The sequence below is a fragment of the Amycolatopsis orientalis DSM 40040 = KCTC 9412 genome (genome assembly GCF_000478275.1).
GTDB lineage: Bacteria > Actinomycetota > Actinomycetes > Mycobacteriales > Pseudonocardiaceae > Amycolatopsis > Amycolatopsis orientalis.
In genome coordinates, this window is the sequence record NZ_ASJB01000017.1 from 191,944 (window position 1) to 207,439 (window position 15,496).

General features: G+C 68.9%; 11 protein-coding genes. 8 read left to right on the forward strand and 3 right to left on the reverse strand.

Going from position 1 to position 15,496, the window contains the following annotated elements; genetic code table 11:
• Positions 1–11: 11 nt before the first annotated feature.
• Genes L324_RS05870 through L324_RS05880 form a run of 3 tightly spaced genes read right to left on the reverse strand, consistent with a single transcriptional unit; the run spans position 12 to position 2,699 of the window.
• Positions 12–974: an ankyrin repeat domain-containing protein gene (locus L324_RS05870; RefSeq protein WP_037304792.1), complete on the reverse strand. Its 963-nt coding sequence runs from the start codon at positions 972–974 to the stop codon at positions 12–14.
• Positions 958–1,794, reverse strand: coding sequence for a TIGR03620 family F420-dependent LLM class oxidoreductase (locus L324_RS05875; RefSeq protein WP_037304793.1), 837 nt, complete (start codon positions 1,792–1,794; stop codon positions 958–960). The genes L324_RS05870 and L324_RS05875 overlap by 17 nt, the downstream gene beginning before the upstream one ends.
• On the reverse strand, positions 1,791–2,699 hold the full coding sequence (locus L324_RS05880) for a TIGR03620 family F420-dependent LLM class oxidoreductase (protein ID WP_037304794.1): 909 nt from the start codon (positions 2,697–2,699) through the stop codon (positions 1,791–1,793). Before L324_RS05880 ends, L324_RS05875 begins: the two co-directional genes overlap by 4 nt.
• A gap of 95 nt (positions 2,700–2,794) precedes the next feature.
• Between L324_RS05880 and L324_RS05885 the strand changes: the two genes are divergently transcribed.
• The 8 genes from L324_RS05885 to L324_RS05920 all read left to right on the forward strand — a co-directional run bounded on the left by L324_RS05885 (position 2,795) and on the right by L324_RS05920 (position 15,491).
• Entirely contained in the window at positions 2,795–3,361 is a 567-nt protein-coding gene (locus L324_RS05885; protein ID WP_037304796.1) for a TetR/AcrR family transcriptional regulator, read from the forward strand.
• Between the two features lie 101 nt (positions 3,362–3,462).
• Positions 3,463–5,058: a phosphoglycerate dehydrogenase gene (gene serA, locus L324_RS05890; protein WP_037304797.1), complete on the forward strand. Its 1,596-nt coding sequence runs from the start codon at positions 3,463–3,465 to the stop codon at positions 5,056–5,058.
• Between the two features lie 430 nt (positions 5,059–5,488).
• Positions 5,489–8,893 carry a S8 family serine peptidase gene (locus L324_RS05895; RefSeq protein WP_037304800.1) on the forward strand — a complete coding sequence of 1,135 codons (3,405 nt, stop codon included), beginning with the start codon at positions 5,489–5,491 and terminating at the stop codon, positions 8,891–8,893.
• 235 nt (positions 8,894–9,128) lie between these two features.
• Entirely contained in the window at positions 9,129–10,172 is a 1,044-nt protein-coding gene (locus L324_RS05900; RefSeq protein ID WP_037304890.1) for a 3-isopropylmalate dehydrogenase, read from the forward strand.
• A 333-nt stretch (positions 10,173–10,505) separates the two neighbouring features.
• A complete protein-coding gene (gene cimA, locus L324_RS05905; RefSeq protein ID WP_037304801.1) occupies positions 10,506–12,125 on the forward strand; it encodes a citramalate synthase in 1,620 nt (539 codons plus the stop codon).
• Between the two features lie 161 nt (positions 12,126–12,286).
• On the forward strand, positions 12,287–12,499 hold the full coding sequence (locus L324_RS05910) for a DUF397 domain-containing protein (RefSeq protein ID WP_235783409.1): 213 nt from the start codon (positions 12,287–12,289) through the stop codon (positions 12,497–12,499).
• Positions 12,500–12,719: 220 nt separating this feature from the next.
• Entirely contained in the window at positions 12,720–13,586 is an 867-nt protein-coding gene (locus L324_RS05915; protein ID WP_081736198.1) for a helix-turn-helix domain-containing protein, read from the forward strand.
• Between the two features lie 273 nt (positions 13,587–13,859).
• A complete protein-coding gene (locus L324_RS05920; RefSeq protein WP_037304802.1) occupies positions 13,860–15,491 on the forward strand; it encodes a toll/interleukin-1 receptor domain-containing protein in 1,632 nt (543 codons plus the stop codon).
• Positions 15,492–15,496: the final 5 nt, after the last annotated feature.

A 15,496-nucleotide genomic window follows, 5' to 3' on the forward strand; every position in this document is an offset into this window, starting at 1 on the left:
TAATGACGGTTCTAACCGCCATTACCACTCACGAGGCCCAAGATCTCCCGCTGCCCGAAATGCTCGGCCCAGCCCACGGCCGACGACGAGTACAACGAGTCTTCGAGCGAAGGATCCGCCCCGGCCGCCAGCAGGGCCCGAACGGCGTCCACATGCCCGCCCTGCACGGCCAGATGCAGCGCCGTGACGCCCTCGCCGTGGGAAAGCGCGCCGAAGGTGCCCTGACGGTTCACGTCCGCGCCCAGTTCCGCGAGCGTCCCGATCACCTCGGCCTTCCCCTGGGCGGCGGCCCAGGTCAGCGCGGTCCCGCGGTAGACGTCGGCATCCACCTTCGCGCCGCGCTCCACCAGCGTCCGCACCGCGTCGGAGCGGTCGTTCCGCGCGGCCCACGCGAGCGCCTCGTCGACGATCTCGGCGGGATCGTCACTCGGCCGCCATTCCGGGAAACCGCTGTGCGGCCGGTGGAATTCGCGATGCGCGCCCGCCGCCGGGGAGAGCGTGCCGTCCGGCGCGAGCACCGTGTCGAGCAGGCCGGCCCGGCCGAGACCGGCGGCGACGCGCAGGTTGCCGGGGGCGAGGTCACGCGCGGCCAGCAGTTCCGCCGCCTCGCGATGGCCCCAGAACAGCGCGACCACGAGCGGCGTCCCGCCGTCGCCGCGGGCCGGGACGCCGACCGGGGCGCCCGCGTCGAGCAGCATCGTGACCAGCAGCTGCGAGCCGACGTACCCGGCCTGGTGCAACGCCGTCCAGCCGTGCACGTTGGCCGACGCCGGATCGGCCCCGTGGTCGAGCAGGATCCGGCACAGCCGCTCGTCACGGGTCGCGGCGGCCATGCCGAGCAGGTCGTTCCCGTTCTTCCCGTGCGCGTGGACGAGGGTGGGCAGGTCGCCGATCAGGCGCGCGAGCCCGGCGAGGTCTCGCGCGTCGATCAGTTGCCGTGCCTGTTCGAAGGCGAGTTCAGCCGGTGACGTCACGCTTCCGCACGCTACCGCCCACCCCCGACAGAATCCGCCATTCCGCCAGTGGGATCCGGTCGTCCCCGGTCAGCACCTGAAGGCAGACGTGGTCGGCGCCCGCGTCCAGATGGGCCTGGATCCGCGCGGAGATCGCTTCTTCGCCCACGGCGACCAACGCGTCCACGAGTGCGTCCGAGCCGTAATCCTCCTCGGTGAAGCCGAACCGCCGCAGGTTCGCCTGATGGTGGGCCGCCAGTTCCAGGTACATCGACACGTGCTGGCGTGCGAGTTCCCGGTCCGAACCCAGTACGACCGCCTGCTCGACGGCCAGGAAAGCCGACGGTCCCATGACCTCCCGCGCCCGCGCGGTGTGCTCGACCGGGACGAAGTACGGATGTGCCCCGTCGGCGCGTTCCGCCGCCAGGGCGAGCATCTTCGGTCCCAGCGCGGCCAGCAGCCGCCGATGCGGGGAGTCCGGTGTGGACAGTTCGGCAGCGTCCATGCCGTCGAGGTAGCCGCGCATGGCTTCCAGTGGTTTCGTACCCCGCCGGTGCCCGCCCAGCCCGAGGACGAACCGGCCGGGATAGGCCTCGGCGAGAGTCCGCCCGGCGGCCGCGGCGGTGGCCGGTTCGCGCTGGTCGAACCGCGCGATCCCGGTGGCGACCTTCAGCCGGGAGGTCGCCGCCAGCAGCAGACCCGCCTGCGTGAAGGCCTCGCGTCCCAGGTACTCCCCGAACCACAACGTGTCGAACCCCAGCTCTTCGACCTCCGAGGCGGCGTCGCGGACTTCGCCGATTTCCTTGCCGTCGAACGAGAATGTCCAGATCCCGACGCTCATCGCGTCACCGCCGTCAAGGCAGGGGCGAGCCGTTCCAGCTGGTCCACGACGGCAGCGAGGTCGTCCCCTTGGGGAGTGACGAGCACGGTATCTGCGCCGGCGTCGACGAGTTCCTTGATCCGCCGAGCGATCCTCTCCTCGTCACCCCAGGCGACCAGCCCGTCCACAAGCCGGTCGCTGACGCCGTCGATGTCCGCGTCGGTATAGCCCAGTCGCTTCCAGCCCTTGAAGTAGTGCGGGACGTCGTACCGCTTCATCAACGCGATGTCGTTCGCGACATTCGCTCGCGCCTGCTCCCGGTTGCCGAGCAGGACCGAATGGGTCGGGATGAGCAGCTTGTCCGGTCCGAGGATCTCGCGGGAGTACGGCGTGTGCTCGAAGGGCTGGGCGAACGGATGCGCTCCGTCTGTCAGGTCCCGGGCGAGTCCGAGCATCTTCGGGCCGACGGCGGCGAGGATCCGCGGGAACGGCACGGGCGCCGGGAACTCGGCCGCGGCCTCGTCCATTTTCGCGAGGTACTCACGGGTCTGTTCGAGGGGCCGGTAGTCCGCCCCGGACTTCGCGGCCTGGAAAGCGTGCCCGATCCCGACGCCGAGGACGAACCGGCCGGGAAAGGCGTGCGCGAGCGTCCGCGCGCCGCTGTGGGCGGTGCGTCCGGTGCGCGACCAGATATTGGCGATCCCGGTGCCGATCACCACCCGCGCGGTGGACGCGAGCGTGATGCCGCTGTGCGCGAACAGCTCCCGGCTGCCGGGACCTTCACCGGCCCACACCGTGCGATAGCCCAGCTCTTCCAGCCGCCGGATCGCCGCCAGTTCCTCCTCGGGGGCCGGATGGGCCATGCCGAGCGGTAGCCAGACGCCCACCGGCCCCAGCCGGTCCCGGGTCTCTTCGATCAGGTTCATTCTTGTCACTCCAGCTAACATGAGGCAGCCTCCGGTTATATCGCCGACTATACGGAGGCTGCCTCCGATTTGTCGAGACTAGGCTCGGGAGCGCGATGGACACCGACAAGAAGCCGATGCGGGCGGACGCCCGGCGCAACTACGAGCGCCTACTCGAAGAGGCGAAGCATGCCTTCGCCGCGCACGGGGTCGAGGCCTCGCTGGAGGAGGTCGCACGCCGGGCCGGTGTCGGAATCGGGACGCTTTACCGGCACTTCCCCACGCGGGAAGCCCTGATCGAGACGGTGCTCCGTGAAGGGTTCGACACGCAGGCCGCGGTGGCCCGTGAACTCCTGGACTCCCCGGAGCCGCTGAACGCGCTGAAGGCCTGGCTCACCGGGATGGGCGAGCAGTCGGCGCGCTACCGCGGGCTGCCCGAGCTGATGGTCGACGTCCTCAACGACGAGACGTCGCCGCTGTACGCCTCCTGTCACACCATGCGTGATCAGGTGTCCCAGCTGGTGGAACGTGCGAAGGCCGCGGGGGAGCTTCGGGCGGACGTCACAGTCAGCGAAATCCTGGTGGTGCTGCACGCGCTTTCCTGGGCCAGCGAACACCTTTCGGGTGACAACCGCCTCGAACGGCTCCTCGATCTCGTTTTCGCCGGATTACGGGCGAGTTAACAATCCCCTGTCACCAGGTCTAAACTGCGGCGCAACCGGGCACAACGGCGTGACCGTCAACAGTGAGTCGCAGGCACAGACCAGATAGTGGGAGCCGTATCGTGACCAAGCCGAACAAGCCCGTCGTCCTCATCGCCGAGAAGCTCGCGCCTTCCGTGCTGAGTGTCTTCTCCGATGAGGTCGAGGTCCAGCATGTGGACGGCACGGACCGCCCCGCGCTGCTCGAAGCCGTGAAGACGGCGGACGCGCTGCTCGTGCGGTCCGCCACCAAGGTCGACGCCGAGGTCCTCGCCGCCACCACCTCGCTCAAGGTGGTCGCCCGCGCCGGCGTCGGACTGGACAACGTCGAGGTCCCCGCCGCCACCGAACGCGGTGTGCTGGTGGTCAACGCGCCGACGTCGAACATCGTCTCCGCCGCCGAGCACGCGGTCGCGCTGCTGCTCGCGGTCGCCCGCCGCGTCCCGGCCGCCGACCAGAGCCTCCAGGGCGGCGCGTGGAAGCGCAGCGCCTACTCCGGCGTCGAGATCCAGGGCAAGACCATCGGCGTGGTCGGCCTCGGCAAGATCGGCCAGCTGTTCGCGCAGCGGCTCGCCGCCTTCGATACCAAGCTCATCGCGTACGACCCCTACGTCTCGGCCGCCCGCGCCGCGCAGCTCGGCATCGAGCTGGTCACGCTGGACGAGCTGCTGGAGCGCGCCGACGCGATCTCCATCCACCTCCCGAAGACCCCGGAGACCAAGGGCCTGATCGGCGCCGAGGCGCTCAAGAAGGTCAAGCCGGGTGTCATCATCGTCAACGCCGCGCGCGGTGGCCTGATCGACGAGCAGGCACTGGCGGACGCGGTCAGCTCCGGCCACGTCGGCGGCGCCGGTATCGACGTGTTCGTCACCGAGCCCACCACCGAGAGCCCGCTGTTCGGCCTGCCGAACGTCGTCGTCACGCCGCACCTGGGCGCGTCGACCGCCGAGGCGCAGGACCGCGCGGGCACCGACGTCGCGAAGTCCGTGCTGCTGGCGCTGCGCGGCGATTTCGTGCCGGACGCGGTGAACGTCGCGGGCGGCGGCACGGTCGGCGAGCACGTGCGGCCGTACCTCTCGCTCACCCAGAAGCTCGGCACGGTGCTGACCGCGCTCAACCCGAAGGCCCCGGCCTCGGTGACCGTCGTGGTCAAGGGCGAGTTGTCCACTGAGGACGTCAGCGTGCTGCCGCTCGCGGCCGAGCGCGGCGTGTTCTCCGGCGTCGTCGAGGACCAGGTCACCTTCGTGAACGCGCCGCGGGTGGCGGAGGAACTGGGTGTCCAGGTCGAACTGGTCATCGAGCCCGAAAGCCCCAAGTTCCGCAGCCTGGTCACCGTCCGCGCGGTCTACCCCGACGGCGCGACCCTTTCGGTGTCCGGTTCGGTCACCGGCAAGGACGAGGTCGAGAAGCTGGTCGAGGTCAACGGCCGTCACTTCGACCTGCGCGCCGAGGGCAACGTGCTGCTGCTCGAGTACCCGGACCGCCCGGGCATCATGGGCCGCGTCGGCACGCTGCTCGGCGAGGCGGGCATCAACATCGAGGCCGCGCAGATCAGCCAGACCACCGACGGCGCGGACGCGGTCATGCTGCTGCGCGTGGACCGCTCGGTGGACTCGCACCTGCTGGAGCCGATCGGCGCCACCGTGGGCGCGCACACCATCCGCGCGGTGTCTCTTTGATCGCGCGCTGACGTAAACGTGCCGAAGGGGCGCCGTTTCGTACACAACTCGCGTTGTGTGCGGAGGGCGCCCCTTCATCACGTTTCCGTGGGCCTCCGGCCCAAAAGAGGGCGCGCGACGGGTGAAGTCTCCGTCGGGCGCGGTGCGCCCTTTGGGAGACCCTTGGGCTGAGTCGGCTCTGGTCGCGTTGAGAGTCGCGATTAGTCGACCAACTGCGGTCGTTGTCGGTGCAGGGTTCGCGAACGCGAGCAAGATTCAATAACGGTGAAAAATGCCTACTGAAGTCGGGCGGATGGGCCGATAGGTTCTTGCGGCGAGGCCGAACCATCGCGTCGTCAAGGGCACGGCGCGGCGCCGGGGCTCACCGTCGGGGGTGTGTTCGAGCGGCAGGCAGGTTCCGAGTCAAGGCCTCGAGTGAGGGCACATACTCATGAACAGATCCCGCGTTCCCCGATGGGCCATCCGCTCATCGGCCGCGGTCTTCGCCGCACTGCTCGCGACATCCGTGACCGGGGCCACCGCCTCCGCGCAGGATGTCCCCCTCGCGGACGGTGTCAAGCCGGCGAAGATCGACCGTAACGGATTCCAGGGCAAGGTCGAACCGAAGCTCAAGGCCGCTCAGGGCCAGATCACCGCCTTCGTCGAACTGGCCAAGCAGCCCGCCGTCGACGCCTTCAACGCCGAGCAGAACAAGGGCGCCGGCAAGGAGAAGGCCAAGCAGGCCGCGAAGGTCGCCAAGGCCGACGCCGCCGCCACGGTGAACTCGGTCGTCGGCCAGCTCAAGGCCGCCGACGCCGGCACCCAGCTGGTCACCCAGACCGCCAACGCGGTCGCGGGCGCGGTCGTCACGGCCGACGCGGCGAAGATCCGCGAGCTGGCGAAGCGCCCGGACGTCGTCTCGGTCAAGAAGGTGGTGCCGAAGACCCGCACCAACTCCAGCGCGGTCCAACTGACCAACACGCTCGCCTCGTGGCAGCAGACCGGCCGCTACGGCGACGGCATCCGCGTCGGCGTGATCGACGACGGCATCGACTACACCCACGCCGACTTCGGCGGTCCGGGCACCGCCGAGGCGTACAAGGCGATCAACCGCGACCAGGCCACCCCGGCGTTCCCGACCGACAAGGTCGTCGGCGGCGTGGACCTCGTCGGCGACGCCTACGACTCGGGCAGCGACGACCCGGCCCTCAAGATCCCGAAGCCGGACCCCAACCCGCTCGCCTGCGGCCACCACGGCACGCACGTCGCGGGCACGGTCGCCGGATTCGGTGTGGACGAAGCCGGGAAGACCTTCACCGGTGACTACAAGAAGCTGAACAAGAAGAAGCTCGAAGCGATGCAGATCGGCCCGGGCACCGCGCCCAAGGCCTTGCTGTACGCGATCAAGGTCTTCGGCTGCGACGGCTCGACCAACGTCACCTCACAGGCGCTGGACTGGTCGCTCGACCCGGACGGTGACGGCGACTTCACCGACCACCTCGACGTGGTCAACCTGTCGCTGGGCGGCGACTTCGCCACCCCGGACGACCCGGACTCGCTGTTCGTGCGCAAGATCGCCGCGAACAACGTCGTCCCGGTGTTCTCCGCGGGCAACGGCGGCGACCTCAACGACGTCGGTGGCGCGCCGGGCAACACGCCCGAGGCGCTGACCGTCGCCAGCAGCCGTGACGCGTCCGTCCTGCGCGACGCCGTCGAGGCCGTCGCTCCCGACGGCGTCAAGGGTGCGAAGACCGGGCAGTTCAGCCAGAACTACGCGACCTACGAGACGCTCGACGTCACCGCGCCGGTGGTCACCATCTCCGCCGAGAACGCCGCCGGCTGCAAGCCGTACTCCGCGGCGGACAAGGCGAAGGCCGCGGGCAAGATCGTCCTGCTCGAATGGGACGACAACGACGCGACCCGCGCCTGTGGTTCGGGCGCCCGCTCGAACAACGCGCAGGCGGCCGGCGCCAAGGGCGCGCTGTTCACCTCGACGCTGGAGCACTTCTCGGCCGGGATCGCCGGTAACGCGGCCCTGCCGACCTTCCAGTTCACCGGCAGCGCGACCGCTTCGATCCGCCCGGCGGCCACCGCCGGCACGCTGCAGATCCGCATGACCGGCAAGGGCCGCGTGTCCGTGCCGACCTTCGATCAGTCCATTGTGGATACCCCGAGCTCGTTCACCTCGCGTGGCGGGCGTGGCCCGGCCGTCAAGCCGGACGTCGCGGCGCCCGGTGACTCGATCTCGTCCGCGCTGTCAGGCAGCGGAGCGGGCCGTCTGGTCATCTCCGGGACGTCGATGGCGGCTCCGCACACCTCGGGTATCACCGCCCTGATCCGTCAGGCGCACCCGGACTGGTCGGTCGAGGAAGTCAAGGCCTCGGTCATCAACACCGCCGGTCACGACATCCATGACGCTTCGGGCCGGGTCTACGGTCCGCAGCGCGTCGGCAGCGGCCGGATCGACGCGAAGGCCGCGCTGGACAACCAGGTCCTGGCCTACGTCGTCGACAACCCCGGCTTCGTCACGGTCAACTTCGGCACCGTGGAAGCGGGCGGCCCGGTCACCCTGACCAAGACGGTCAAGGTGGTCAACAAGGGCATCAAGCCGGTCGAGTACTCGGTGGGCTACGAAGCCGTGAACTCGCTCCCCGGTGTCGAGTACACAGTGGACAAGCCGACCGTGAAGCTGAGCCCGCGCGGTGTCGCGCTGGTGAAGGTGACCCTGAAGATCGCCGACCCCAAGGCGCTCCGCAAGGTCATGGACCCGACCATGATGGCGACCCAGGTCGGCCTCGCCCGGCAGTTCGTGGCGGACGCCTCCGGCCGGATCGCGTTCACGCCGAAGAGCGGCACCACCGTTCCGCTGCGGCTCTCGGTGTACTCCGCGCCGAAGCCCGTCTCGTCCATCAACACCCCGGGCAACGTGAACTTCGGCGCGGGCCAGGACCAGGCCGTGCTGAACCTGACCGGCAAGGGCGTGGACCAGGGCACCGGCCCGCAGCGGTACCGCTCGCTGATCAGCGTGCTCGAACTGCAGGCGGAATCCCCGCAGCTGCCCGAGTGCGACGGCGACGTCACCACCGACTGCACGCTGAACCAGACCGCCAAGGGCGGCGACCTGCGCTACGTCGGCGCGGCGTCGACGGCTCCGCTGGCCAAGGCGCAGGGCACGCCCGAGAACGCGCTGCTGGCCTTCGGTCTCACCACCTGGAGCGACCTGGCGAACATGGGCAGCAACACCTCGCCGTTCGTGGACATCGACACCACGGGCGACGGGCAGCCGGACTTCGAGACCTACGTGACCAAGGTGACGTCCACCGACGTCCTCGTGGCGGTCACCGTGGCGCTCAAGCCGGGCTTCCCGCAGGTGGACATCCAGCCGGTCAACGGCCAGCTCGGCGACGTCGACACGAACGTGTACGACACCAACGTCGTCGTGCTGCCGGTGAGCATCGCGGCACTGGGCATCGACCCGAACGCCGCGTCGCACAAGATCAGCTACACCGTCGGGACCTCCGGGTTCTACGCGGCGCCGGGTGCGGGCTCGTCGACGATCGACTACGTCGGCACGCCGCTTTCGTTCGACGCCTTGGCTCCCGCGTACTCGGTCCAGGGCGGTGGCGACTCCGCGCTGGGCTACGTCGCGAAGCCGGGCACGGCGCTGGTGGTCAACCGCAACGCGGCCGCGCAGGACACCGTCCTGGGCCTGCTGGCGATCGAGCACCACAACGCCTCGGGCAACCGGGCGAACGTGGTGAAGATCCAGGCGAACGCCGGTGGCGGCAACGCCGGTGTCGACCGGCCGGGCAACGGCGGCAGGCACACCGGACGTCAGCCGATCGGGGTCGGCTGATCCACGGTGCGGTAATCCGCGTTCGATGAGGTGAGGGACGCCCTGGCGGCAGGCATTTCGCCAGGGCGTCCCTTCTTGTTTTCACCCTTTCGGCTGTCTCGCTCTGTGGGAGGTTCCGGCATAAGGGTGGTGCGGCTACGGCTACCGGGCTACAGCCGGTAACCTTCCGCTGCTGGCGTTTTCTTGCGGATGGGCCATCCGGACTGCCGGTGGCCTGGTCTACGGAGGTGTGTGGATGCGGCTCGCGGTGATCCCAGGAGACGGGATCGGGCCCGAAGTGGTCTCCGAGGCGCTCAAGGTGCTCGGTGAGGTCGTCCCGGCGGCGGAGATCACGAACTACGACCTCGGCGCCGCCCGGTGGCACTCCACCGGCGAGCTGCTCCCGGAGTCCGTACTCGGTGAACTCCGGCAGCACGACGCGATCCTGCTGGGCGCGGTGGGCGACCCGACGGTGCCGAGCGGCATTCTGGAGCGCGGGCTGCTGCTGCGTCTCCGGTTCGAGCTCGACCACCATGTGAACCTCCGCCCCGCGCGGTTGTACCCGGGTGTGCGCGGCCCGCTCGCCGACTCGGGCGAGATCGACATGGTCGTCGTGCGCGAAGGCACCGAAGGCCCGTACGCGGGCAACGGTGGCTTGCTGCGCAAGGACACCGAGCACGAGATCGCGACGGAGGTCAGCGTCAACACGGCGTTCGGCGTCCGGCGCGTCGTGACCGACGCGTTCAACCGGGCCGAGGCCCGGCCGCGTAAGCACCTGACGCTGCTGCACAAGACGAACGTGCTGGAGTACGCGGGTTCGCTGTGGTCGCGGATCGTCGAAGAGGTCTCGCTGGAGCACCCGGAGGTGACGGTCGCTTACTCCCATGTGGACGCCGCGACCATCCACCTGGTGACCGACCCGTCCCGGTTCGACGTCGTGGTGACGGACAACCTGTTCGGCGACATCATCACCGACCTCGCGGCGGCGGTGACCGGCGGCATCGGGCTCGCGGCGAGCGGGAACCTCGACATCACGCGGCGGAACCCGAGCATGTTCGAGCCGGTGCACGGCAGCGCCCCGGACATCGCGGGGCAGGGTCTCGCCGACCCGACCGCCGCGGTGCTTTCGGTCGCGTTGCTGCTGGACCACTTGGGACAGAAGGAAGCGGCGCGGCGGATCGAGGCCTCGGTGGCCTTCGACCTCGCCACCCGCGACCAGGCGTCGCCCGGTGCGACGCACGCGATCGGTGACCGGCTGGCGGCGCTCGTGTCGTCCAACGTGCGCACGGTCACGCAGTAACGACCGCTCGACTTCGGCCGGAAGGCCTGAAGGAGCCGAAGGGGCCCTTCACCGCATGCGACGCGGTGAAGGGCCCCTTCGTCGCATGTGATGAGGGGAAAGCGTCCTTCAGCTCCCGCCCGCCGCTCCCAGCACGTGGGAATACCAGCCCGGCTTGTGGACGCCCGGGCGGAGCGTGTGCCATGATGCGTTCGTGACCTCCTGCACCATCATTATCGCCGAGCGCGCCGGATAACAGCTCCACAAGAGCCCCCGGCGCGCAACCTCTCGCACCCATGCGGGAGGTTTTTTTGTTGCCTGAACACGTTTCGCCACCACCATGAGGAGTTCCCCGTGACTCGCACGGAGCCCGCCGACACCCCGCTCGGCGACGCATTCCACCTCTACGACACGACGTTGCGCGACGGCGCGCAGCGTGAGGGGATCTCCTACTCCGTCACGGACAAACTGGCGGTGGCGAGGCTGCTCGACGACCTCGGGGTCGGGTTCATCGAAGGCGGATGGCCGGGCGCGCTGCCCAAGGACACGGAATTCTTCGCCCGCGCCGCTTCCGGCGAAGTGAAACTCCGTCACGCCGCGCTCGTGGCCTTCGGGGCGACGCGGAAGGCGGGTACGAAGGCGGAGCAGGACACGCAGGTGCGGGCCCTGCTCGACTCCCAGGCACCGGTGATCACGCTGGTGGCCAAATCGGACCTTCGTCATATCGAGCGCGCGTTGCGGGTCGATGTCGACGAAGCCTGCGCGATGGTGCGGGACACCGTCGCGTTCCTTGTCGGCGAAGGACGTCGCGTCTTCCTTGACGCGGAACACTTTTTCGACGGCTACGCGTTTTCCCCGGACACCGCTCTGAAGGTGCTCGACGCGGGGGTGAACGCCGGTGCCGACGTCGCCGTGCTGTGTGACACCAACGGCGGCCAGTTGCCGCTCGGCCTCGCGGAAACCGTCCGCGAGGTCAAGGAAAGGACGGGATTCCGGCTCGGAATCCATTGTCAGGACGACACTTCCTGCGCGGTGGCGAACTCCGTCGCCGCCGTGCAGGCCGGCGTGACGCACGTCCAGTGCACCGCCAATGGTTACGGCGAACGGGCGGGTAACGCCGATCTGTTCGCCGTGACGGGAAATCTGGTGGCCAAGCTCGGCATGGAGGTGCTCCCGACCGGAGGCGCCGCCGAGCTCACCCGGGTCTCCCATGCTCTTGCCGAAATCGCGAACATCGCCCCCTACACCCACCAGGCTTATGTGGGGGCGTCGGCCTTCGCCCACAAGGCGGGACTGCACGCGAGCGCGATCAAGGTGGATCCGTTGCTGTACAACCACATCGATCCAGCTTCGGTCGGCAATGACATGCGGGTACTGGTCACCGAGATGGCCGGCAGGGCCAGCCTGGAGCTCAAGGGACGTGAGCTCGGGGTCGACCTTGCCGGCCAGCCCGAAGCGCTGACGAGCGCCATCCGCAAGGTGAAGCAGCTCGAATCCGAGGGCTGGTCCTTCGAAGCCGCGGACGCCTCACTGGAACTGTTGCTGCGGCGGGAGGCTGACGGCCCGCAAAGCGATGTCCTCGACGAACCGCCGTTCGAACTCGAGTCGTACCGGGTCGTACTGGACCACCGCTCCGACGGCGAGGTCGTCTCGGAGGCGACGGTGAAGGTGCACGTCGCCGGGCGGCGCGTGATCGCCACCGCCGAAGGCAACGGTCCCGTGCACGCGCTCGACGCCGCCCTGCGCGAGGCACTCAGCCCGCATCTGTCCTGGTTGGACAGTGTCGAGCTGGCCGATTACAAGGTGCGGATCCTGCCCGGGCATCCGGGCACCGACGCCGTCACGCGCGTGCTCGTCGAGACCAGCGACGGTGAACGGGAATGGACCACGGTCGGCGTGCACGGCAACATCGTCGAGGCGAGCTGGCTCGCGCTGTGCGACGCGCTCGTGCACAAGTCACTCACCCAAGCGTGAGCGCGGCATGCGATCGAGTGGCGACAGTAGGTGAAAATCCGCCTGTCGGCGGTGTTTGACGATCACGCTCCGCCGCTAACCTGAACGGTGGCCTGCAAGGGGACAGGTACCGTCTCGCCTGCGACCCGGTCGAGCGTGCCTGCCGAGGATCGGGGGCACATGTGGCGTCGTGGGATGACCGGCTGCCGGCGGAAACCGATTTCGCGCGGCTGACGTGGGTGAAGAGTTCATACAGCAACGACGACAAGGACTGTGTCGAGGTCGCCGTCGCGCGTGCCATGGTCTTCGTCCGGGATTCGAAGGCCCCGGAACCGATGCTCGGCTTCGCCCCTGTCGCTTGGAAAACCTTCATCGACGGCTCGCTCGGCAGCTGAATCGGTTTCGCCCTCTGGCGGCCCCTCCTTGTCCGGTGGGGCCGCTTCGTCGTGTCCTGGGGTGAACCGGAACTCATGCAGGTAGCTGCATGCGATGCGGCATAGTGCAGCTCACTTTATGGCAGGTCGCGGTATGCGCCGGTCAATGTGACTCTGGTCATAAAGAATGGTACCGTTCTGCCAGGTGGCAGATTGCGAGAACTCAGGAGGACTGTAAATCATGACGAGGGCCCAAACTCCGGTGACCAGCCAGCGGCGCCTGCTGGCGGCTGTGCGGGAGGCCCGCGACACGCTGAGGCTCACGCAGAAGGAGGTCGCGGAGGCACTCGACTGGTCGGTTTCGAAGATCATCCGGATCGAGAACGGCTCGGTGGGCCTGTCCACGACCGATCTGAAGGCCCTGCTCTTGCACTACGGCATCACTGACCGGGATCGCGTCGAGACCTACGTCCGGCTGGCGAGGGAAAGCAAGCAGCCCGGTTGGTGGGACGAGTACCGGCGGGCGTTCAAACCGGAGTTCGTCCGGTTCCTGGGGCTGGAGGCCTCGGCGGTGACCGTCCGGCAGTTCCAGCTGCTCCTCGTGCCCGGGCTGCTCCAGGCCCCCGAGTACATCCGATCCCTGATGGAGAAGGGGCGGAACACACCGGAAGAGACCGAACGTGGAATCGAAGTCCGCCTCATCCGGCAGCGCCGACTGAAGGACCTTGAATTCACGCACCACTTCATCATCGACGAGTCGGTGCTGTACCGACGGGTCACCGACGTGGACGGCTGGCGGAAGCAGCTCGCGCACCTGCGGGAAGTGGCCGAGCAGCCCAACGTCACCTTGCAGGTGTTCCCGTTCACGGCGGGCTACCTGCGGGGCCTGCGGAGCTCGTTCCAGCTCATGGAGCTGTCCGACCAGATGAACGACTACTTCCTCACCGTCGAGCAACCCTCGGGCGACGTCTACTTCGACGAAGCCGCCGGGGCCGACAAGAGCGAAGAGTATCTGAAGATCTTCTACCAGCTCGAAGAGGCGGCCCTGCCGCCGGAAGAGACCCCGCGCATGATCGACAAGGCGCTGGCGAGGCTGGAGGAAGAATGAGATAGCCCGAACGTGAAAGGGCGGCTTCTGCTGGCACAGAAGCCGCCCGAGTGGCAATACCCACAGGACTCACCGCGTAGCGAGGCGTGGACGTACTGCCGGATCGTCAGCATACGACCTCATCGCCTCCGGAGGCTGCCCCCGTCCCGGTGGCCGTCGGCGTTCACCTGTCCGAGCGGACCGGGAACACCGCGGCGCCGAAGGACCCTGCGGGCCGCGAATGGCCTTGTCCGACGAAGCGGCAGGACGTCGCCTCGTTCCAGGAGGATCCAGATGAGGGTCTTTATCAGCTATGCCCACGACACCGAGGGCAGGAAGGTCGCTCAAGCGCTGGCCGAAGCCCTGCGGAAGCGCGGGGTCGACGTTCTCTGGGACCGGGATCTCCCCGAGGGGAATCCCGTCTCCCTGCCGGAGTGGATAGTCACCTCGGTGACGGCCTATCCGGTGCTCTGTGTCTTGTCACCCGATTACGTGCTGAGGTTCGGCGCCGGTGACGGCACGGCCGCGCGCAAGGGTGTCCTGTTCGAAAGCCGGGTCCTGCAGCGCAGGATCTACGACCACACCGAGTCGGGTGGCTGCCCGGTCATCCCGGTCGCCGATCTCGGCTTTTCCGCCGATCTCGCCCCCGTCGTGCTGAAGAACCTGGTGATCTCCCGGTTCGACGCGGACACCGAGGACGGCCTGGAGCAGATCGTCCGCCGGTTGCTCGCCTTGGGCCCGGTGCCGCCGGTGACACGGCCGCCGGTCCCGCCGCCCGAAGTCGGCGAGGAGCTGGCGCTCGTGCAGGACCTCGAGGCGGCCGCGCCGTCCTCGGCCGCGGGGCCCGCGCTGGTGCACGACTGGCTCGGCGTCGTCGCCGACTTGAGCCGTACGGATCTCGTCCGTGCGCTGCCCGCGGTCGAGCGGATCGTCAAGGCCGCGGGGGACGCGGAGGCGATGAGACGGGTGGCCGAATGCTGCCTGCGGGCGCTGCCCGACGGCACGCTCGTGGCCGACGACCGGCGGACCAGGGCCTGGCTGCTCCTGCACTGTCAGGCCTGGTATCTGCACCGCATGCACCAACTCGCCGCGGCCATGTCCACTGTGGACGAAGGCATCCGGCTGGCCAAGGAGTGCGGTGACGGCTGGATGGTCGCCTTCGGCAAGCGGCTGCTGGCGACCCTGCACGGCGAGCTGGCCGAGGTCTCCCGGGCGGACGCCCGCAGGCACCACCTGGTCCAGGCGGTGGACTGTGCCAAGGCCGCGAGCGCGATGTTCCACGCGCTGGATCCCGCCGGCGACGAATACGGGGCCTGCCGCACCGTCCTCGCCTGTGTCTGGTTCACCCAGTACCGCCTCGACCGGCGGCGCTCGGCCTTGAAACGGGCGAACAAGCTGGCGGGCCAGGCCGTCACCTATCTTCCCCAGGACCGCACCCGCGAGTATCACGAACTCCTGATCCTCCGGGTCCGGATCTCCATCGCCCGCGGTGAACTCCCCAGGGCGAGGGAGCTGGTGGACAAGGCGCTCACGTCGCTGGCCTGCCATGCCGACGACGGCGCCTCCTACACCGAACTCCTCGGTTCCGCGCATCTGGCCCGGGCCGAACTGAGGCTGAAGGAGGGCGGCCGCGACGCTCCGGTGAACGCGGCGAGGGACGTCAGCCTGGCGTTGAAGTTCTTCGACGAGATCTCGCTTCCCTACGCCTCCGCGACCTGCCGGTGGCTGCTGGCCAGCCTCCTCCCGGAGACGGCCGGGGTCGAACGCGGCGACGTCCGGATCTGCGAGCGGCTCTTCGCCGACCCCCGGGTCCGGCTGCGCGGCCTGGAGGAGCGGAGCCGCCGGATCGGCGAATGCGTCGGCGGCCGCTGGACCCGGCGCTCCGAATGGAAGGAGATCGCCCGCAAACTGCGCAGCCAGGTCTGAGCGGG